This is a genomic window from Aeromicrobium sp. EU05-FHT14F07 (assembly GCF_058790455.1).
In genome coordinates, this window is sequence record NZ_JBYTCR010000014.1 from 72,326 (window position 1) to 92,370 (window position 20,045).

Below are 20,045 nucleotides of genomic sequence, written 5' to 3' on the forward strand. Positions count from 1 at the left end.
ACCGCAAGCAGGCGCGCCTTCTGCGCGTTCACGTGGGGCCCCACGTCAACGCGCACGGGCGGCCGGTCCGTCTCGCGACCCCTGCCGCACCCGCCCTAGACTGCTGGGTGTGTTGATCGTCAGGTACGAGGTCAGTGACGGCAGGTCCGGGGAGGACGTCGTCCTCGTCGACCAGAAGTGGTCGTTCGGGCGGGTCGGCGGAGACGAGGCGCCCACCGTCGAGACCGACGACCGCCGGGTCAGCCGCGGTGCGCTCGTCATCCGCGACAGCGGCCCCGGCCCCGTCGTCTTCCGCGGCCAGCGCGGCGAGCAGGCCCGGGTGGGCCTGGTCAGCGACGACGGCAGCACCGAGTGGCTCGCCGAGGGCAAGGCCGGCAACCTCACCGCGACCGCCCGCCGCGTGACCTTCGACCTGCAGGACGAGAACGTGCTGTCGCTCGAGGTCGAGTTCGCCGACCGGGGCAGCGTCGTCGAGCGGCAGCAGGCCGCGCAGCCGCACCTGACCCTGGTGCCGGACCCCGACGACACCGCCGAGCAGCCGTGAGCGGGCCGCAGGACGTCGAGTGCGTCGACCTCGCGTTCCTGCAGGACCTCCCGAAGGCCGAGCTGCACGTGCACCACGTCGGCTCCGCGTCGGTCGAGGCCGTCGCCGAGCTGGCGGCCCGGCACGAGGGCAGCACGCCCGTGCCCACCAACCCCACCGCGCTCGCCGACTACTTCCGGTTCACGGACTTCGCGCACTTCGTCGAGGTCTACCTCTCGGTCGTCGACCTGCTGCGCACGCCCGAGGACATCTGGACCCTCACGCACCAGGTCGGCACCGACCTCGCGGCGCAGAACGTGCGCTACGCCGAGCTGACGCTCACCCCGTACACGTCCATCGTCCGCGGCATCCCCGTCGAGGCGTACGTCGACGCCGTCGAGGACGCGCGACGTCGGGTCGAGGCCGACACCGGGCTCGTGCTGCGCTGGATCTTCGACATCCCCGGCGAGTCGGGCCTCGAGGCGGCCGACGTCACGCTCGACGTGGCCCTCAACCACGCCCCCGACGCCCTCGTCGGGTTCGGGCTCGGCGGACCGGAGATCGGCGTGCCCCGTCCGCAGTTCGCGGACCACTTCGCCGCCGCGCGCGCCGCGGGGCTGCACAGCGTCCCGCACGCCGGGGAGTCGACCGGCCCGCAGACGATCCGCGACGCGATCGAGCACCTCGGCGCCGAGCGGATCGGTCACGGCATCGCGGCCGCGCAGGATCCCGCCCTCATGGCGCTGCTCGCCGAGCGCGGCATCGCCCTCGAGGTGTGCCCCACGTCGAACGTCTGCACCCGGTCGACGCCGTCCCTCGCCGAGCACCCGCTCCCGACGCTGGTCACCGCGGGCGTCCCGGTCACGATCAACAGCGACGACCCGCCCATGTTCGGCACGACCCTCACCCGGGAGTACGCGGTCGCGGCCGACCTGCTGTCCCTCGACCGCACGGGCGTGGTCGACCTCGCACGGGCAGCCGTCGACGCCTCGTTCGCGCCCGACGCGGTCAAGACGTCGATCCGCGCCGAGCTCGACGCCGTCTGACCCGCTCGGGCGACGTCAGCCCTTCTGCACGGTGGGCGCCACCGGGACCCGCACGAGCAGCACGCCCGGGCGCACCTCGGCGGTGATCTCGGTGCCCTCGTCGACGGGGTCGCCGTCGAGCTGCATGGGGGTCGGGCCGGTGGCCTTCACATGCACCCGACGGCCGGTGAAGCGGTCGAGGCGGTCGTTCGTGCGCTTGCGGCGCGTGATCACCCGCGCGGCGATCGACAGCCAGCCGAAGAACCGGCGGGGTGCGATCACCACGACGTCGAGCTCGCCGTCGTCGATCTGCGCCTCCGGCAGCAGCGGCAGACCCGCCTGCAGGTACCCGACGTTGCCGATGACCACGGTCCGGGCGCGGAAGGTGCGCGGCTCGCCGTCGTCGACGGTGATCGTCACCTTCGTGCCGGAGTAGCGCAGCGCCTTGACGCCCGACACGACGTAGGCGACCCAGCCGACCTTCTTCTTCAGCTCGTCGTTGACGCCGGTCATGATCATCGCGTCCATGCCGAGACCCGCCATGACGAGGAAGCTCGTCTCGACGCCGGAGTCGGTGCTGAAGCGGGCCAGGTCGATGGCCTTGTCCTGGCCGCCGAACGCCACCTCGAGGGCGTCGCGGGAGTTGAGCGGGATCCCGAGGTTGCGTGCGAGCAGGTTGCCGGTGCCCTGCGGGATGATCGCGACGGCGACGCCCGTGCGGGCGGCCTCCTCGCAGACCGCGCGCACCGTGCCGTCGCCACCGGCCGCGACGACGAGGTCGACGTCGGCCTCGAGCGCCGCCTCGGTCTGTCCGTGGCCCGGGTCCTCGACCGTCGTCTCGAACCAGGCCGGCTCGTTCCAGCCGTGCTGGCCGGCGACCAGGCGCACGAGGGCCTTGAACTCCTCGACGTCGGTCAGCTTGGAGGGGTTCAGGACGACCGCCACGCGCTTGCGACCCGTGCCCGTCACGACCGCGAGCTCCGGCGGGAGCCGCGTCGCGTCGGTCGCGACCGCCAGCCAGAGCACGATCGTCACGAGGGCACCCAGGGTCAGGCCGGCGGTGACGTCGGACAGGTAGTGGACGCCGAGGAGCACGCGGTCGGCGGCCGTCACCAGCGCCAGCAGCGCCCACAGCGCGAGCAGCAGCCGGCGTCGCCAGCCACGGCCGGTCAGCACGATGGTCAGCAGCGCGAGGACCGTGAACAGCACGCCGGCGCCGGCGGAGTGCCCGCTGGGGAAGGAGTACCCGCCGATCTCGTGGATCGGCTCCTCCCAGGCCGGTCGTGGACGCTGGAACACCAGCTTGACGAGGGCGTTGCCGCCGATGCCGGCCACGCCGCTGAGCGCGACCCAGGTGGCGATGCGCCACTCGCGGCGCGCCAGGGCCGTCGCCGCGAGCAGGGCCAGGACGATCCCCACCCCCACGTTGGAGAGCACGACGGCCAGGACCTCGAGCACGTCGACCAGCCAGGGTCGCGCGGCGCTGACGTCGAACGCCGCCCGGGCCACGCCGTCGTCGACGTCCTGCAGCCAGGCGGCGTCGGTGCCGACGAGGAACGCGAGCAGGGCGAGCAGCGTCACGAGGACGACGAGCACCGTGGCGTACACGCCGTCACGGCCTGGCTCGGCGCGACGCAGGTCGATCGACACAGGCGTCCTTCCGGTCGGGGTCTGGCCGGTTCAGCGTAGTGCGGACCGGGCGTGGACGCGCCGAGGCGGTGTCGCCCGGCCTCCAGGGGAGGGACCGTGCGACACCGCCTCGGGGTCGTGCGGGGTGCGGGGTCAGCGCTCCTCGGTGCCGGAGATGAAGGCCTCGAGGCGCTGGCGGCCGACGTCGTCGGGACGCTGCTCCGGCGGGCTCTTCATCAGGTAGGAGGACGCGCTCAGCAGGGCGCCGCCGATGCCGCGGTCCTTGGCGATCTTCGCCGCGCGGATGGCGTCGATGATGATGCCGGCGGAGTTGGGGGAGTCCCACACCTCGAGCTTGTACTCCAGGTTCAGCGGCACGTCGCCGAACGCACGACCCTCGAGGCGCACGTATGCCCACTTGCGGTCGTCGAGCCAGGCGACGTAGTCCGACGGGCCGATGTGCACGTTGCGGTCATTGGCGCCCACGCCGGCCAGCGAGCCGGTGAGGTTCGACGTGACGGCCTGGGTCTTGGAGACCTTCTTGGACTCCAGGCGCTCGCGCTCGAGCATGTTCTTGAAGTCCATGTTGCCGCCGACGTTCAGCTGGTACGTGCGGTCCAGGGCCACGCCGCGGTCCTCGAACAGCTTCGCCATGACGCGGTGCGTGATCGTCGCGCCGACCTGGCTCTTGATGTCGTCGCCGATGATCGGGACGCCCGCGTCCTCGAACTTCTTGGCCCACTCGGGGTCGGAGGCGATGAAGACGGGCAGCGCGTTGACGAACGCGACGCCGGCGTCGATGGCGCACTGCGCGTAGAACTTGTCGGCCTCCTCCGAGCCCACGGGGAGGTAGGAGACGAGCACGTCGGCCTGCGTCTCCTTGAGCACCTGGACGACGTCGGCCGCCGGCGCGTCGGACTCCTCGATGGTCTGGAGGTAGTACTTGCCGAGACCGTCGAGCGTGTGCCCGCGCTGCACCGTGACGCCCGTGGGCGGCACGTCGGTGATCGTGATCGTGTTGTTCTCGCTGGCCCGCGTGGCGTCGGCGAGGTCGAAGCCGACCTTCTTCGCGTCGACGTCGAACGCGGCCACGAACTCGATGTCGCTCACGTGGTAGTCGCCGAACTGGACGTGCATGAGTCCGGGGACCGTGCCCGCCGGATCAGCGTCCTTGTAGTACTCGACGCCCTGGATCAGGGACGTGGCGCAGTTGCCGACGCCGACGATGGCGACGCGGATCTGGTGGTTCGCCGAACCCATGGGTTCTCCTTCAGGTGGATGGTTGGTTGGTCGGGGTGGATCGGGGGCTAGAGGGACCCGGACCGGTCGGCCGGGTCGGGGTGGGGGTTGCGCTCGCGCTCGATCAGGTCGGTGAGCCAGCGCACCTCCCGCTCGACGGACTCCAGGCCGTGGCGCTGGAGCTCGCGGGTGTAGGCGTCGGCCCGTTCGCGACCGCGCTGGTTCGCCTCGCGGACGTGCTCGAGGCGTTCCTGCAGCCGGCTGCGCCGACCCTCGAGGATGCGCACGCGGACGGCCGACTCGGTGCGACCGAAGAACGCGAACCGCACGCTGAACGTCTCGTCGTCCCAGGTGGCGGGCCCGGAGTCCTCCATCGCGGTGGCGAAGTGCTCCTTGCCCGCGGCCGTGAGGTGGTAGACGATCCGGTTGCGGCGTCCGCGCACCTCGACGTCGCGGTCCTCGTCGGCCTCGATGAAGCCGGCGCGCACCAGCGTCTTCAGGCAGGGGTAGAGGGTGCCGTACGAGAGCACCCGCCCCAGCCCGAGCAGGCTGATCAGCTCCTTGCGCAGCTCGTAGCCGTGCATCGGCGTGTCGTGCAGCAGGCCCATGACCGCCAGCTCGAGCGTCGCTCCACGACGTGCCATCGCGACCCTCCCGCTGATCGGTCGGGCGTCCGGCGACGACCCGCTATATCGGGACGATACATCAGATCGGCATTCCATGTCAGCCCATGTCAGGCGCGGGTGTCAGGTCATGTCAGGTCCTGTTGTCCGGTCATGTCCGGTCCGGCAACGGCTCCGCGCGGACCGGCTCCCAGCGTCGGCCTGGAGTGGTCTCGATACGCCCGACCGGGCTCCTTCGTCGCCGGTCGGTCTACTCGACCAGCGAGGGATCCGCTGGTCGAGGAGCGGCACGGGCGACAAAGAAGCCCTGTGCCGCAGGCCCCGCAGCGAGTGCCGCGGGGGATCCGACGGAACCTGCGACGCGTCCGGCGTCGACCCGCCATCCTGGGGTTCTCAGGATGATCGGGCACACTGGAGCGATGCCGCGCCGTGTCCCGGGCGCACGCACAGCACCACGCCCTGCCCACAGGGCCGAGACGGAGGAAGTGGTCCGTGGCCACCAGCACGCACCGAACCAAGCCGAAGAGCACGCCCCGCAAGCCCGGTCTGTTCCGTCGCATCGGCGGCGACGGACCGCGCTGGAAGCGGGTGCTGCGCTGGTTGGCGCTCCTGCTGGTGCTCGGCATCCTCGCAGCGGCGCTGCTGTTCTTCGTGCTCTACCGGATCATCTCCATCCCTGACGCGAACGCCGACTTCCAGACGCAGACGACGAAGGTCTACTACTCCGACGGCAAGAGCGAGCTCGGCACGTTCGCGATGCAGGACCGCGAGAGCATCCCGCTCGACGAGGTGCCGTCCGTCATGCAGGCGGCCGTGATCGCCGCGGAGGACCGCACGTTCTACGAGAACCAGGGCATCGACTTCAAGGGCATCCTGCGGGCCGTGCGCGACAACGCGACCAGTGGAGAGATCACCAGCGGTGGCTCCACCATCACGCAGCAGTACGTGAAGGTGCTGTACCTGAACCAGGAGCGCTCCTACAAGCGCAAGGTGCGCGAGGCGATCCTCTCGATCAAGATCCACAACCAGCTCTCCAAGCAGGAGATCCTCGAGGGCTACCTCAACACCATCTACTTCGGCAACGGCTCCTACGGCGTCCAGGTCGCCGCGCAGACGTACTTCGACCGCCCGGCCTCCCGGCTGAACTACGCCCAGGCCGCGCTGCTCGCCACCATCATCAACAGCCCGAGCTACTACGACCCGTACGCCGAGGGGGCGAAGGAGCGGATCCTCCCGCGCTACCGCTACGTGCTCGACGGCATGGTCAAGTCGGGCGCGATCACGGCCGACGAGGCCGCGAAGTACCAGGACCAGCTGCCCCGCGTCGTCCCCAAGAAGAACAGCAACCGGTTCCGCGGCACGAGCGGCTACCTGCTCGAGCTGGTCCGCACCCAGCTGCGCCAGGCGGGCTTCTCCGACAACGAGATCGACGGCGGCGGCCTGCGGGTCACGACCACCTTCGACCGTCGCCTGCAGCGCGACGCCGTGAACGCGGTGCGCACGATCATCCCGCAGAACCTGAACGAGCTGAACGTCGGACTCGTCTCCGTCGAGCCCGGCACGGGCGACGTGAAGGCGATGTACGGCGGTCGCGACTACCTCAAGAGCCAGCTGAACTGGGCGATGCAGAGCGTCCAGCCGGGCTCGACGTTCAAGGTGTTCGCCGTGATCGCCGGTCTGGAGGACGGCTACGGCCTGCGCACCACGCTGAACGGCAGCTCGCCGCTGCGCATCGGCAACAGCATCGTCGGCAACCAGGGCGACAGCGGCGGACGCTCGTTCGGGCCCGTCACGCTCGAGATGGCGACGCAGGAGTCGATCAACACCGCGTTCGTCGACCTCACGCAGCAGATGAGCGGCGGTGCCGACGCCGACGCGAGCATCGGCGCGCGCAAGATCCTCAGGGCCGCCAACCAGGCGGGCATCCCGCGCTCGGTGACCGACAAGATCAGCCCCGTCGCGGTCACGTCGCTCGGCTTCGCCGGCGTCCCCGCCGTCGACATGGCCAACGCCTACGCGACCATCGCCGCCGGTGGCGAGCGCGCCCAGTGGCACGTCCTGAAGAAGGTCACCGGCCCCGGCGGCAACGACCTCGAGCTGCCGAAGCGCGAGACGCGGCGCTCGATCCCCGAGGACGTCGCGGGCGACACGGTCGCGGCGCTGCAGAAGGTGACCTCGGCCGGCACGGGAACCAACGGCCGCACCATCTGCCCGACGATCGGCAAGACGGGTACCGCCACGGCGGGCAAGAACGACGCGGACCAGCACGTCTCGTCGTCGTGGTTCGTCGGCGCGACGCCCAAGCTGGCCACGGCCGTGACGTTGAGCCGCGGCGTGGGCAACGAGGACATCGAGGGCTACCTGGTGCCGTTCTTCGGCGGTCAGTACCCGGCGCGCACGTTCAAGGCGTTCATGGACCCTGCCCTGCAGGGCACCGACTGCGGCAGCTTCCCGCCGCCCGGCAACATCCAGGCCGACAAGGGCCGCACGTACGTGCCGCCGGCGCCCACGGCGACCCCGTCGCCCACGCCGACGCCCACGCCGTCGCGGACGCCGCGTCCCACCCCGTCGCCCACGCCGACCCCCAGCCCGTCGCCGACCGCGACGGAGCCGGCGCCGACGGAGTCAACCCCGATCATCCCCACCCCGCAGGATCAGTGACGGCACGACGGTGGCCGCCCCAGAGGGGGTGGCCACCGCGTCCGCGTCGTGGGCGGGAGGTCAGTCCAGGACGATCCGGTCGAACGTGGCCGTCGTGAACCGCACCGCGCAGCGCACGTCGTCGCCGACGGCCGGCGCCGTGGCCGACGCGGGCAGCAGCACCTGCGACGCGTGCATGTGCGGGGGCTCGGCGAACCAGCGCTGCCGGCCGTCGACCGTGAACGGGCTGAGCATCAGGCCGGCGGCCTCGAGGCCGCCCTTGGCGAGGGTCTTGCCCCGCTGCACCACGCCCGCGCTGGAGCGCGGTGCCTCGACGCCGAGAAGTGCACGGTCCAGGTCGGCGAGACCGTCGAGGGCTTGGGGGCAGGCTCCGCCCGGACACCACGAAGACGAAGAAGCTCAGAAACTCGAGGACGACGTCTACGTCTTCTCTGGGTCGTCTGCCTATCTCCGACACGCGAACTTGTACAAGCGGCAGTGACGGGCCGCATGTGTGACCGTCGGACGGGTCCTGGCCCGTTATCGGATGCCGCTGTTGGCCCACCTCGACCAGTCGACCGGTCTGGCAGTGCGCAAGCCTGCGCCGCTGCGTGACGAGGCGTCCGCTGCGGGCGAGTTGGTACACGTTGACGTCAAGAAGCTCGGCAAGATCCCTGACGGTGGCGGATGGCGGGCCCGCGGCCGCGGCTCGGCTCAAGACCGCGCCGTGGGCTCTGCTCGGGACAAGGCCGCCCGGGCCGGGGCGGCCGGCTCGCGGGGCTACTCGTTCCTGCATCATGCCGTCGACTCCCCCACGCGGTTGGTCTACTCCGAGCAGCTGGCCGATGAGCGCAAGGAGACCGCAGCCAGGTTCTGGGAACGCGCACGCGCCTTCTTCTCCGAAGCAGGATTCGAGATCACCGCGGTCATGACCGACAACGGAGCCTGCTACCGCTCACACGACTTCGCCGCAGCCCTCGGCGACGGGGTCAAGCACCGCCGCACCCGGCCCTAGCGGCCCCAGCCCAACGGCAAGGTCGAACGGTTCAACCGCACCCTCGCCACCGAGTGGGCCTTCGCCCGCCCCTACTTCTCCGACGACGCTCGCGCAGCAACCTACGCCGCCTGGATCCATCACTACAATCACCACCGCCCCCACACCGGCATCGCAGGCCTCACCCCCGCGCAACGCGTTCACAACGTCACGGGGAACTACACCTAGATCTCTTCGTAGGTCCGCCTTTCGCCCCAAGCGAACGTGCTTTCGGCGATGAAGTCTTGAAGTTCGGACGCCAAACGACGGCGAACTTCGGCGTCGGACTCCCTGGACCAGTCAGGTGCCCACAGGTAGAACGAGGACGGCTCGCCGCAGGCTGAAAGGTGCAGGGTGAGCTGTCCGCTGTCGCTCCGAGTGATGTGGATCGAGTCAACCTCGTCGTGAGATAGAAGCGCCCCCAGGACCGGAGCCAGGATCTCTTGTATCGCCCACAACGGTCCGCGCTGGTTCGACCCACCCGTCTTATCCATTGTAGAAATACCACTTGCCCTTGATCGTGATGTGCACGTCGCCTCCGCCGCCGATGTTGTGGCGGAAGTAGAACTCGTCCTGATACCGGATGTAGTAGTTCTTCTTCACCGGGTTGTACGTCCCGTGAAACTGATAACTGGCCGACACGTTATGCGGCGACTGGGTCGGCTTCTTCGTGCCGTTGTGCCACCAAGCCATCCCTGTCTCTTTGACGGTACTGGCAGCGATTGAACGCATCTTGCTCGAAAGACGATAACCCCAGGGTGCCGTTGAGCCACCGCACTTGTGCTGCAATGTGTACTCACCGTTCGAGTCTGACCAGGAGTTGGAGGTGCCGCAGGCGAGTTTGTCGTAGCCGACGGGTTCGAATGATTGTGCGGCGTGCACCGTCGTATCGTCATCGGTGCCGACTACCTGGGCATCATCGCCAAGAAGATCGCGAACCTCCTCCAGGTCGGAACCGCTTGGCTCCTGATCGAAGGAAATCTCGACGGCCGACTGAGCGGCTGGGGTCACGTTCGATGTCTCCGGCTGAGCGGCCATGGCCGGAGTGCTGGTCAATGCGCTCGAAGTGAGCACGAGGGCGGCGAGTGAGGCACCCGTCTTTGAGAGTCGTGAGAACATGATTCGTCCTTCATCGGGCGATTGGCTGCGCCGGTGAAATGGGAAGGTAGCCGCGTCTCAAGTCAATGCGCAACAGACCAGTCCTTTCGGCAGATGGATGGATGCTGAACTCTGGTTTGGAGAGGGTCGAGGCTGACACTCGTCCGCCAGCCCTGGCGGAAGAGGTGCGTGGTGGCCTGCTCGGAGTCTCTTGATTCGGCGGTGCTCGGCCACAGGTTCGACCCACGAACTCGTGCTCCGGCTGCCGCTGCCGCACGGGCGCTCACCCGGCAGGGCCGACAGAAGCCGGCCTTGGTGTACGCCGCACCGAGCGGCGCGGGCAGGACTGGATCGGACCCGAGCTCGGGATCCCTGCCAGCACGGTCGGAGCGAGCCTGGCCCGCCACCGGGTCCCGCTGCTGCGCGAGTGCGCGCCCTTGGCTCGACTTCTCCAACAATCGACGACGCCACTCAGCCCTCGCAGGACTACCTCCGATCAGCCGAGTGTCATGAACGTCCCCGCCGAGTACACCTCGTCGCACGACACGACGCGGCCGCCACCCCGGGGGTGGCGGCCGCGTCGTGCGTCGTGTGCTGGGTGGTCAGGCCAGGACGACCCGGTCGAACGTGGCCGTGGTGAACCGCACCGCGCAGCGCACGTCGTCGCCGACGGCCGGCGCCGTGGCCGACGCGGGCAGCAGCACCTGCGACGCGTGCATGTGCGGGGGCTCGGCGAACCAGCGCTGCCGGCCGTCGACCGTGAACGGGCTGAGCATGAGTCCGGCGGCCTCGAGGCTGCCCTTGGCGAGGGTCTTGCCCCGCTGCACCACGCCCGCACTGGAGCGCGGTGCCTCGAGCCCGACGCCGTGACTGGTGCCGCCGGAGATCACCAGCAGGTAGCCGTCGCGGGGGACCGCCCGCTGCCGGTAGCCCACCCGCTCGCCGCGGGAGACCCGGTGGACGTCGAGCACCTTCGCGCGCACGTCGAGGGCGCCGAGGTCGCCGAGCCACAGCGACGTGCCGACGCGTGGGCGCACGGTGAGCCCGGGCCGACGCTCGCGCAGCTGACCGAGCTCGCCTGGGCTGAGGTGGGACACGTAGAAGGTCGTCGTGTCGAGCTGGGACGCCTCCAGCGCCGCCGCCCATGACTCCGCCTCGGCCAGGTTGCTCCCGGTCATCGGCAGGTGGGCGGCGAAGCCCTCGACCGCGAGGCCGCCGAGCGCGGCCACCGCGGCGGCGAGTTCGTGCCGGTCGAAGCCGTGGCGCGCCATCGACGTCTCGCCCTCGACGACCACCCGCGCGCCCGGCGCGCGCTCGGCCAGCGCCGCCACGTCGGCCACCCGACCCACCGTGTGCACCACGCGAGGGTCGGCGAGCGCCTGCTCGACCGCGGCACCGTCGAGGAACGGGCGCCACGGACCGAGGACCATCACGTCGCCGCCGAACGCCTCGAGCGCCTCCGGCACCTCCGCGTAGACACCCACCGCGACGGTGTCGGCGCCGAGCGCCGCGCTCTCCGCGGCCAGCCGGTCGCGACCCAGCCCGTAGCCGTTGCCCTTGATCACCGGCACCAGCCCCGGCAGGCGCTCCGCCGCAGACTTCAGGTGACCGCGCCAGCGCTCGACGTCGACGTGCAGCTCGAAGGTCATCCTCGTCTCCTCATGTCGTCGACTGCGTCGCCGCATTCGTCGCTCGGCTGAATCGCGATCGTGCGCGCAGCGGGTGCGTTGCTGCCGTGGTCGCGCACGTCGCGCACGTCGCGCACGTCGCGTTTCACCCTCGTTTCCTCATGTAGGCGGTGAACGCGGCGTAGAGGGGGCGGTTGAGGGGGAGGTCCCACTCGCCGAGGTACTCGACCGCCTCGCCCCCGGTGCCCACCTTGAACTGGATGAGGCCCACGTGCGGGTCGTCCGGGTCGAGCGTGTCGGTGATGCCGCGCAGGTCGTAGACCGTGGCGCCCGCGGCGAGCGCGTCGCGCATCATCTGCCACTGGACGGCGTTGGACCCGCGCACCTCGCGCTTCGCCGACGTCGACGCGCCGTAGGAGTACCAGGCGTGCGTGCCCACCCGCACGAGCGTGGTCGCCGCGACCAGGTCGCCCTCGTGGTGCGCGAGGTACAGGCGCATGCGGTCGGGGTCCTCGCCCGTCAGCGCGTCCCACATGGTCAGGAAGTACGACAGCGGACGCGGTGTGAAGTGGTCGCGCTCGGCGGTCTCGACGTACACGCGGTGGAACGCCTCGACGTCCTCGCGCCCGCCGAGCGTCACCTCGACCCCCGCCTTCGCGGCCTTGCGGATGTTGCGCCGCCACAGCTGGTTCATACCGGCCAGCACCTGCTCCTCGGTGCGAGGCGCGCCGTCGGCGTCGGCCAGGGGCAGCCAGAAGTTGTACTGCGGCTGGCCCGCGCTGAACCCGCCCTCGGTGGCGAGCCGGCGCCAGCCGAGGTCCTGGAGCTGGTCGGCGACGGCGAGCGCCGCGGCGTCGTTCACGTCGGCCGGCACCTCGCCGAGCGTGCCGAGCGCCGGGTCGGCCACGGCGGCCTTGACGGTGGCGGCGTGCCAGCGGCGGGTCACGACCGGCGGTCCCATCCGGATGCCGAACGCCTTCTTCGCCTTGAGGTGCGCGGCCAGCGGCTCCAGCCAGGCGCCCAGGTCGGCACCGGCGTCGACCCACGGCAGCACCGGACCCTCCGGCAGGTAGGCGAGGTAGCGCCTGACCTTCGGCACCTGGCGGTACAGGACCAGCGCGGCACCCACGACCTGGCCGGACGCGTCGATCCAGCCGACCGACTCCGACCCCCACTCGGCCTTGACCTGCGCCCACGCGGGCGTCTGCAGGAAGGAGACGGAGGGACGGCCGGCGACGAAGTCGAGGTGCTCCTCGCGGGTGATCGTGCGGACGGTCACGGGGGAGGGGCTCACCCGGTCGAAACTACCAGCGCGCCGGCCGCCCAGCAGGATCAGTTAGGCTAGCCTAAGCAACTGCCTCACCGTCGACGTCCCGCCCAGGAGGAGAACCATGAGCGAGGTCCCACCGGTCTGCCGGGCCACCGTCGTGCGCAAGGTGCGGCTCTCCGCGCACCTCGTCACGGTCACGCTGCGGCCGGAGGAGTTCACCTCCACCGGCGTGCCCGACGAGTACGTGCGGCTGATGATCGCCCCCGAGGGGGCCGAGCTCGCGATCCCCACCTACGACGAGAACTGGGTCATGCGGGTGCCCGAGGGTGCCGTCGAGCCCGCCGCCCGCGTCTACACCATCTCCGACCACCGCGTCGTCGACGGCGTGCCCGAGGTCGACATCGACATCGCGGTGCACGACCACGGCGTCGGCGCCGACTGGGTCAAGCGCTGCGTGCCTGGCGACGAGGTCGGGATGATGGTGCCGCACGGCCTCTACGCCGCACCCGACGACACCGCCTGGCAGCTCCTCGTGGCCGACGTGACCGGGCTGCCGGCGCTCGCGCGGATCCTGCGCGGCCTCCGCGTCGGGCAGCGGGTCGAGGCCGTGGTGGTCCTCACCGACGAGGGCGACCGCATCGCCCTGCCCAGCGCGGCCGACGTCGACGTGCGGTGGGTCGTCGTCGACCGCGAGACCGACATCTGCGGTGCGCTGGAGTCGGCCGTCACCGAGCGCGGCCTGCCCGCCGCCGGCGAGGCGACCGACGACGTGCCGCTCAGCCGGTACGTGTGGCTCGCCGGCGAGGCGCGAGCCAGCCGCGCGGCCCGCAAGCTCCTGCGGCGCACGCTCGGCTGGCCGCAGGCGGACTTCTACACCTGCGGCTACTGGCAGATCGAGGCCGAGAAGTGGAACGCCCGCTACGAGGAGGTCGCGGAGGAGGTCGGCGCGAAGGCCCGCCAGGCCTACCTCGAGCTGGCCGAGACCGACCAGGGCGCCTACCTCGACGCGATCGAGGAGATCTACGAGAAGGCCGGCCTGTAGCCGGGGCTGCCCGTCAGGTGCTGCGTCCGCGCAGCGACCGCACGAGGTGCGCGAGCTCCTGCATGCGGGTCAGGCGCGTGCCGACCAGGTAGGTCACCGCGCCGAGACCGCCGGCCACGACGAGCGTCACGAGCGCGCCGACGGGCTCGCCCCGGTCGAGGCCCAGGGCGTCCAGGACGGCCACGGAGCCGAGCATCGCGCCGACGGCGAGTGCGAGCGAGATCGTCAGCCGGACCACGAAGACCCGTGTCTCCCGGTCGACCAGCCCGCCGAGCCGACGCGACAGCAGCGTCGCCGAGACGGTGGCTCCGACGGCGTAGGCGATGCCGAACGACAGCGCCAGCATCGGCGCCACGTGCCGTGGCTCCACGTCGTGGGTGAGGACGAGCGCCGCGACGATGTTGGTGGCTGCGACGACCACCTGGACGAAGAACGGCGTCCGGGTGTCCTCGTCGGCGTAGAACCCGCGCAGCACCAGGTAGTGGATCGTGAAGGCGATCATGGCCGGGGCGAAGGCGGCGACCGCGAGGCCGATGACGTCGGCGTTCGGGCGCAGCGTCGGCACGAACCCGAGTACGGCTGCCGCCGACCAGCCCAGGCAGCCCACCGCGACGGCGAGCGGTGCGATGATCGCGAGCGTGACCCGCAGCGTGCGCTGCAGCTCCAGCGCCATCCGGTCGTAGCGACGCTCTGCCGCGAGCGCGGAGAGCGTCGGGATGATGGCTGTGGCGAGCGAGACGGTGATGACGCCGTGCGGCATCTGGCTCACCAGGAAGCCGATCTCGTACACCGCTGAACCGGTGGCCTGCGTCCCTTCGCGCGCGCCGGCTAGCGTGCCTCCCACGCCGAGCCGCTGGATGACGATGAACGCGACCTGGTTCGCGGCGATGAAGCCGAGCGTCCAGGCACCGAGGCGGAGGGTGTGGCCGAGGCCCACCCCGCGGAAGTCGAAGCGCGGTGCGTACCGGAACCCGGCCTGCCGCAGGAACGGCACGAGCACCAGCGTCTGCACGGCGATGCCGAGCGTCGCGCCGCCGCCGAGCAGCAGCGCCTGGCCGGTCGAGAACCCGCCCGTCCCGCTGGAGGCGCCGTAGAGCACCAGGTACACGCCCAGGGAGCCGATGGCCACCAGGTTGTTGACGATCGGCGCCCACATCATTGGCCCGAACTTCTGCCGCGCGTTGAGCACCTGCCCGACGAGCACGAACGCGCCGTAGAAGAACACCTGCGGCATGCACAGGTACATCAGCAGCTGCGCCGACTCGCGCTGTGCCTCGTTCCGGTCGGCGAACAGCTCCCCGTCGAACACCACGTGCATGATCAGCGGGACGAGGAGGGTGAGGACCACCGCCGCCATACCCAGGACCAGCAGGCCGAGCGTGATCACGCGGTTGGCGTAGGCGTCGCCGCCGTCGGCGTCGTTGCGCATGGCCCGGACGAGCTGAGGGACGAGCACGACGTTGAACACGCCGCCGGCCACGAGGATGTAGAGCGCGTTCGGCACCGTGTTGGCGTTGTTGAAGAGGTCGGCGTTCAGCGCGGTGCCGATGGTCGCCGCCAGCATGAGCAGCCGGCCGAAGCCCGTGACCCGGGACACGACCGTGCCGATCGCCATCCCGGCGCTCGCGCGGGCGACGTTGCGTTCAGCCATCGGTCGGGGTCTCCTCGGGGGTCTCGGTGGTGGCCCGTCGGCCGCGCAGGAAGCGTCGGCCCAGGGCGAACAGGACGAACAGCCCCGCGGCGCCCATGAGCGCCCACAGGGCCACGCCCACCCGGCTCGACCGCACGTTGAAGGAGTCGGCACGTCCCACGGCCGTCCCGTCGGGCGAGATGAGCTGCGCCGTCAACGTCGACGACGTCTGGTCGCCCACGTCGACCTGCACCGTGACCGTGCGCCGCTCACCGGCCTCCACCTGCACCGGGGCGACGTCCGGGATGCGCAGCGCCGGGTTGCTGGCGCTGATCCGCACGCCCACGCGCACGGCAGTGTCGGTGTCGTTGCTGACCGTGAGCGGGAAGCTCCCCTCCGCGCTGGAGAGCGTGATGGCGGGCGGACCCTCGACGGCGAGCCGGCCCAGCTCCGAGCGCACCCGACCGAGCGCGCCCGTGGCCGCGCGCAGGCCCTCGGCGCGGTCGGAGCGCCACGCGGTCGACAGCAGGCCCGTGGACGTGCGGTCGGTGCGGGCGGCGAGGTCGTCGCCCTCGACGGCCAGGCCGGCGAGCACGCCGCCCTCGCGGGCCAGCTGCTCGACGGCCGTCACCTGTGCCTGCGACAGCGGTCGGGCGTCGGCCGTGCGCGCGACGTCGCCGGTGTACGCGGCGCGCCGCGTCGTCATGAGGTCCTCGAGGTCCTCCGGCGTGACGAAGTCGGGGTCGAAGGCACCGGCGAAGGCGTCGTCGGCGTCGCCGGGGTTCCAGCGCGGGTCGACGAGCACGAACGCGTCGGCCTTGGAGTCCGCGTCGGCGCTGCGCTCGAGCGAGGCCAGCGCGGCCTCGCTGAGCAGCCGCTGGCGCAGCGTCGCGACCGTCGCACCGCCGGGTACCCCGACGTCGAGTCCTGCGTCGACGAAGAGCGGCACGGGGCCGCTCTTCGTGCGGCGGGTGACGACGGAGCCGAGCCGCGGCTCCCAGTCGGGTACGGCGTCACGGGTGACGATGACCGGTCGGTCGCCGCTGCCGCGCACCTGCTGGAGCAGGTCCAGGGTCGTGCCCCCGGGTGTCGGCCACGTGACCCGGCGACCCGACACCTGGAACTGCGCCAGGGCCGACGACGTCGCGCGCTCGATCGTGCCGGTGAGACGGTCGTGGGCGTCGGAGCGGCTGAGCGCCAGCCAGTCGGGGCGGGCGTAGCCGAGCGTCCACGTGGCCACCCGGCGGGACAGGCTCGTGAGATCCTCCACGAACGTGCGCGCGGCCGCCCGTTGCGTCTGGTCGAGGCGCACGTCGCGCGGTAGACGCCGACCCTCGGCGAGGTCGTCGACGGCCACGAGCAGGGCAGGGTCGAGCACGACCGACGTGCCGTCGGAGGGGGCGGCGAGCGCCTGGTCGAGCAGGTTGCGGAGCTGGCCGCCGGGCGCGACCCGCTCGGCCAGGCCGGGGGCGTCCATCCAGGTGCCGGACGGGCCGAGCCGGTCGGGCAGCACGAACGGCCACACGAGCCCTCCAGGCACGCGCGCGGAGTCGCGGTCGAGGCGGGGCAGGAACGTGGTGGCGCGGGCGATCGCGGCGTTGTCGCGGGTGCCGTCCTCGGCCGTCGCGAGCACCTGGACACCCACCGGGTAGACGCCCTCGGCGCCCGAGACGCGCAGCTGCGCGTACGGCACCCGCACGCGGAACGGTCGGGTGCTGCCAGGCGCCAGGGTGCCGACCTCGTCGATCGAGTCGAGCTCGACCACGCGCTCGCCGGTGTAGCTGGCCTGGCTCTCGACCGCGTCGCTCACCTGCTGGCGCGTGGTGAACGGCGTCCGGGCGATCACGAGGTAGGCCTGCGCCTTCGTCCACCGCTCCTCGCCGCGGTTCGTGATCGTGCCGGTGAGCGTGACGGTCGCGCCGTCGCGCAGCTCGGTGGGGCTCACGCCCGTGATCCGCACGGCCACGTCGGGGTCGACGGCGGCCTGCGTGGGCGCGGCGACGGCCACCGTCAGGGAGCCGCCGAGCAGCAGCGTCAGGGCGCACACGACCAGGCGTACCAGAGCTCCCGGGCCCGGACGCACACGTCGGGCCGGGTTCGTCACCCGCCCATCGTAGTGGTCGACCCCCACGGGCCCGGCCACCTCGACCGGGCGCGCTGCGGTCGCCGCGGCACGGCCCCCGGGCGCCCGGGCGCGGCGCACTACACTCGGGGCCCGTGTCCGCCCCCGCCTCTCCCTACGACGTCTCCGCCGTGCGCGCCGCCGCCGACGCCGTGCTGCGCGAGCACCCCGTGCTCGCCGAGCTGGGCGGTCTGTTCGCGACAGCGGGCCACGAGCTGGCGCTCGTCGGCGGGCCGGTGCGCGACGCGCTCCTCGGTCGCCGGGTCAGCGACCTGGACCTGACGACGTCGGCCCGGCCCGACGACGTCGAGCGGCTCGTCGCCGACTGGGCGGATGCCGTGTGGGACGTGGGCCGGGAGTTCGGCACGCTCGGCCTGCGCAAGGGCGACGATCAGATCGAGATCACCACCTACCGCACCGACGCCTACGACCCGACATCGCGCAAGCCGCAGGTGGCCTTCGGCGACACGCTGCAGGGCGACCTGTCGCGCCGCGACTTCACCGTGAACGCCCTGGCGCTGCGGCTGCCGTCGGCCGAGTTCGTCGACGAGTTCGGCGGTCTCGACGACCTCGCGGCCGGGATCCTGCGCACGCCGGTGACGCCCGAGCAGTCCTTCAGCGACGACCCGCTGCGCATGATGCGGGCCGCCCGGTTCGTCGCGCAGCTCGGCTTCGCGGCCGACGCGGCCACGACGTCGGCCATGACGGCGATGGCCGACCGGATCGAGATCGTCTCGGCCGAGCGGGTGCGCGACGAGCTGGTCAAGCTCGTGTGCGGGCGCGAGCCCGTCGCCGGGCTGCGGCTGCTCGTCGACACCGGCCTCGCCGACCACGTGCTCCCCGAGCTCCCCGCGCTGCGGCTCACCGCCGACGAGCACCACCGGCACAAGGACGTCTACGAGCACTCGCTGACCGTGCTGGAGCAGGCCGTCGAGCTGGAGCACCGGCTCGAGCAGCGTCCCGACTTCGTCGTCCGCTTCGCCGCGCTCGTGCACGACATCGGCAAGCCGCGCACGCGACGCTTCCTCGACGACGGCACGGTGACCTTCCACCACCACGACGTGGTGGGCGCGAAGATGACGCGCAAGCGCATGAAGGCCCTGCGGTTCAGCAACGAGCAGATCGCGCAGGTGAGCCTGCTCGTCGAGCTGCACCTGCGCTTCCACGGCTACGGGTCGGGGGAGTGGACCGACGCCGCCGTGCGCCGCTACGTCCGCGACGCTGGCGACCAGCTGGAGCGGCTGCACATCCTCACCCGCGCCGACTGCACGACCCGCAACCGGCGCAAGGCCCAGCGGCTGCAGCGTACGTACGACGATCTGGAGCGTCGCATCGAGCAGCTGGCCGCGCAGGAGGAGCTCGACGCCATCCGGCCCGACCTCGACGGCAACCAGATCCAGCAGATCCTCGGCATCGGGCCCGGGCGCGAGGTCGGGGAGGCGTACCGGTTCCTGCTCGACCTGCGCCTCGACCGTGGGCCGCTGGGCGAGGACCTCGCCGCCGAGGCGCTGCGCGCCTGGTGGTCCGCGCGCGGCTGACCACGCCGGCTCGCGCTGCGCCTACCCTGGTCGGCATGACTGCAGCAGCGGGAGCCCTCTGATGGCCGGCGGACTCGTGGCCCTCCTCGACGACGTCGCCGCCCTCGCGCGCCTCGCGGCCGCGTCGGTCGACGACGTCGGTGCCGCGGCCGGCCGGGCGAGCGCGAAGGCCGCCGGTGTGGTCGTCGACGACGCCGCCGTCACGCCGCGCTACGTGCAGGGCCTGGACCCCCAGCGCGAGCTGTCGGTCATCGGCCGCATCGCGCGGGGGTCGCTGATCAACAAGCTCGTGATCATCCTCCCGGCGCTGCTGCTGCTCAGCGAGTTCCTGCCGTGGCTGCTCACGCCGCTGCTCATGCTCGGTGGCGCCTACCTGAGCTTCGAGGGCGCCGAGAAGCTCTGGGAGAAGGTGTCGGGGCACGCGAAGACCGAGAAGCCTCGTTCCGTCGGTGGTGCCGACCAGGAGAAGGCCGTCGTGAGCAGCGCCGTGCGCACCGACTTCATCCTCTCCGCGGAGATCATGGTCATCGCGCTCAAGGAGGTCACCGACGAGCCGTTCGTGTCGCGGGCGGTCATCCTCGCCGTCGTCGGCATCGGCATCACCGTGCTGGTGTACGGCGTGGTCGCCCTGATCGTGAAGATGGACGACGTGGGCCTCGCGCTCACCGAGCGGTCGTCGTCGGCGGCGCAGTCCGTCGGGCGGGGGCTCGTGAAGGCGATGCCGAAGGTGCTCGCCACGCTGGCCGCCGTCGGTGTCGTGGCGATGCTCTGGGTCGGCGGGCACATCCTGCTCGTCGGCACCGACGACCTCGGGTGGCACGCGCTCTACGACCTGGTCCACCACGCGGAGGAGGCCGTGCACGACGCGGTCGCCGGTGGCCTCGGCTCCGTGCTGGCGTGGCTGACGAACACGTTCTTCTCCGCACTCCTCGGGCTGGCGGTCGGTGCGGTGCTGGTCACCGTGCTGCACCTCGTGCCGCGCCGTCGTCACTGAACGGCACGGTC

General features: G+C 71.5%; 16 protein-coding genes and 1 pseudogene. 7 read left to right on the top strand and 10 right to left on the bottom strand.

Translation table 11 applies throughout. The features are described from left to right. Positions 1 to 109 precede the first annotated feature (109 nt). A complete protein-coding gene (locus AC3WRM_RS13020) occupies positions 110 to 544 on the top strand; it encodes a hypothetical protein (RefSeq protein WP_492248264.1) in 435 nt (144 codons plus the stop codon). Further along, positions 541 to 1,569, top strand: a complete 1,029-nt coding sequence (locus AC3WRM_RS13025) for an adenosine deaminase (protein WP_492248265.1) — start codon at positions 541 to 543, stop codon at positions 1,567 to 1,569. Before AC3WRM_RS13020 ends, AC3WRM_RS13025 begins: the two co-directional genes overlap by 4 nt. Before the next feature lie 15 nt (positions 1,570 to 1,584). Here the strand turns inward: AC3WRM_RS13025 and AC3WRM_RS13030 are convergent, their stop codons facing one another. The 3 genes from AC3WRM_RS13030 to AC3WRM_RS13040 form a co-directional block, all read right to left on the bottom strand. Beyond that, a complete protein-coding gene (locus tag AC3WRM_RS13030) occupies positions 1,585 to 3,198 on the bottom strand; it encodes a bifunctional phosphatase PAP2/diacylglycerol kinase family protein (protein ID WP_492248266.1) in 1,614 nt (537 codons plus the stop codon). Positions 3,199 to 3,330: 132 nt separating this feature from the next. Next, a complete protein-coding gene (locus AC3WRM_RS13035; protein WP_492248267.1) occupies positions 3,331 to 4,437 on the bottom strand; it encodes an inositol-3-phosphate synthase in 1,107 nt (368 codons plus the stop codon). A gap of 47 nt (positions 4,438 to 4,484) precedes the next feature. Continuing rightward, positions 4,485 to 5,060, bottom strand: coding sequence for a PadR family transcriptional regulator (locus AC3WRM_RS13040; RefSeq protein WP_492248268.1), 576 nt, complete (start codon positions 5,058 to 5,060; stop codon positions 4,485 to 4,487). Positions 5,061 to 5,531: 471 nt separating this feature from the next. On the opposite strand from AC3WRM_RS13040, the gene AC3WRM_RS13045 reads away from it, so the two are divergent. Next, positions 5,532 to 7,700, top strand: a complete 2,169-nt coding sequence (locus AC3WRM_RS13045) for a transglycosylase domain-containing protein (RefSeq protein ID WP_492248269.1) — start codon at positions 5,532 to 5,534, stop codon at positions 7,698 to 7,700. Positions 7,701 to 7,760: 60 nt separating this feature from the next. Here AC3WRM_RS13045 and AC3WRM_RS13050 read toward each other — a convergent pair whose 3' ends face one another. Next, positions 7,761 to 7,988 (bottom strand): hypothetical protein, encoded by a 228-nt coding sequence (locus tag AC3WRM_RS13050; protein ID WP_492248270.1) that lies wholly within the window; start codon positions 7,986 to 7,988, stop codon positions 7,761 to 7,763. A 208-nt stretch (positions 7,989 to 8,196) separates the two neighbouring features. Here AC3WRM_RS13050 and AC3WRM_RS13055 point away from each other — a divergent pair. Further along, positions 8,197 to 8,901 (top strand): annotated as a pseudogene (locus tag AC3WRM_RS13055) (integrase core domain-containing protein); the annotation flags it as partial. Positions 8,902 to 9,198: 297 nt separating this feature from the next. On the opposite strand, the gene AC3WRM_RS13060 reads toward AC3WRM_RS13055, so the two are convergent. The 4 genes from AC3WRM_RS13060 to AC3WRM_RS13075 form a co-directional block, all read right to left on the bottom strand. Next, positions 9,199 to 9,831 (bottom strand): hypothetical protein, encoded by a 633-nt coding sequence (locus AC3WRM_RS13060; protein WP_492248271.1) that lies wholly within the window; start codon positions 9,829 to 9,831, stop codon positions 9,199 to 9,201. A gap of 581 nt (positions 9,832 to 10,412) precedes the next feature. Next, positions 10,413 to 11,459 (bottom strand): alanine racemase, encoded by a 1,047-nt coding sequence (locus tag AC3WRM_RS13065; RefSeq protein ID WP_492248272.1) that lies wholly within the window; start codon positions 11,457 to 11,459, stop codon positions 10,413 to 10,415. Beyond that, on the bottom strand, positions 11,456 to 11,587 hold the full coding sequence (locus AC3WRM_RS13070; protein ID WP_492248273.1) for a hypothetical protein: 132 nt from the start codon (positions 11,585 to 11,587) through the stop codon (positions 11,456 to 11,458). The genes AC3WRM_RS13065 and AC3WRM_RS13070 overlap by 4 nt, the downstream gene beginning before the upstream one ends. Then, positions 11,584 to 12,732 carry a lipid II:glycine glycyltransferase FemX gene (locus AC3WRM_RS13075; protein WP_492248274.1) on the bottom strand — a complete coding sequence of 383 codons (1,149 nt, stop codon included), beginning with the start codon at positions 12,730 to 12,732 and terminating at the stop codon, positions 11,584 to 11,586. Before AC3WRM_RS13075 ends, AC3WRM_RS13070 begins: the two co-directional genes overlap by 4 nt. Positions 12,733 to 12,829: 97 nt before the next feature. Between AC3WRM_RS13075 and AC3WRM_RS13080 the strand changes: the two genes are divergently transcribed. Beyond that, a complete protein-coding gene (locus AC3WRM_RS13080; RefSeq protein ID WP_492248275.1) occupies positions 12,830 to 13,750 on the top strand; it encodes a siderophore-interacting protein in 921 nt (306 codons plus the stop codon). Positions 13,751 to 13,763: 13 nt separating this feature from the next. Here AC3WRM_RS13080 and murJ read toward each other — a convergent pair whose 3' ends face one another. Together murJ and AC3WRM_RS13090 are read right to left on the bottom strand one after the other, a co-directional pair. Then, on the bottom strand, positions 13,764 to 15,401 hold the full coding sequence (gene murJ, locus AC3WRM_RS13085; RefSeq protein ID WP_492248276.1) for a murein biosynthesis integral membrane protein MurJ: 1,638 nt from the start codon (positions 15,399 to 15,401) through the stop codon (positions 13,764 to 13,766). Then, positions 15,394 to 17,484 carry a DUF6049 family protein gene (locus tag AC3WRM_RS13090; RefSeq protein WP_492248277.1) on the bottom strand — a complete coding sequence of 697 codons (2,091 nt, stop codon included), beginning with the start codon at positions 17,482 to 17,484 and terminating at the stop codon, positions 15,394 to 15,396. The genes murJ and AC3WRM_RS13090 overlap by 8 nt, the downstream gene beginning before the upstream one ends. Before the next feature lie 113 nt (positions 17,485 to 17,597). Here AC3WRM_RS13090 and AC3WRM_RS13095 point away from each other — a divergent pair, with 113 nt between their 5' ends. Then, on the top strand, positions 17,598 to 19,040 hold the full coding sequence (locus AC3WRM_RS13095; RefSeq protein WP_492248278.1) for a CCA tRNA nucleotidyltransferase: 1,443 nt from the start codon (positions 17,598 to 17,600) through the stop codon (positions 19,038 to 19,040). Between the two features lie 61 nt (positions 19,041 to 19,101). Beyond that, positions 19,102 to 20,034: a DUF808 domain-containing protein gene (locus AC3WRM_RS13100; protein ID WP_492248279.1), complete on the top strand. Its 933-nt coding sequence runs from the start codon at positions 19,102 to 19,104 to the stop codon at positions 20,032 to 20,034. Positions 20,035 to 20,045 lie beyond the last annotated feature (11 nt).

Bases quoted from the DNA above. Each gene is read 5' to 3' on its own strand.
- AC3WRM_RS13035 (WP_492248267.1), bottom strand. From the start codon at position 4,437: ATGGGTTCGGCGAACCACCAGATCCGCGTCGCCATCGTCGGCGTCGGC.
- AC3WRM_RS13040 (WP_492248268.1), bottom strand. From the start codon at position 5,060: ATGGCACGTCGTGGAGCGACGCTCGAGCTGGCGGTCATGGGCCTGCTG.
- AC3WRM_RS13060 (WP_492248271.1), bottom strand. From the start codon at position 9,831: ATGTTCTCACGACTCTCAAAGACGGGTGCCTCACTCGCCGCCCTCGTG.
- AC3WRM_RS13065 (WP_492248272.1), bottom strand. From the start codon at position 11,459: ATGACCTTCGAGCTGCACGTCGACGTCGAGCGCTGGCGCGGTCACCTG.
- AC3WRM_RS13080 (WP_492248275.1), top strand. From the start codon at position 12,830: ATGAGCGAGGTCCCACCGGTCTGCCGGGCCACCGTCGTGCGCAAGGTG.
- murJ (WP_492248276.1), bottom strand. From the start codon at position 15,401: ATGGCTGAACGCAACGTCGCCCGCGCGAGCGCCGGGATGGCGATCGGC.
- AC3WRM_RS13100 (WP_492248279.1), top strand. From the start codon at position 19,102: ATGGCCGGCGGACTCGTGGCCCTCCTCGACGACGTCGCCGCCCTCGCG.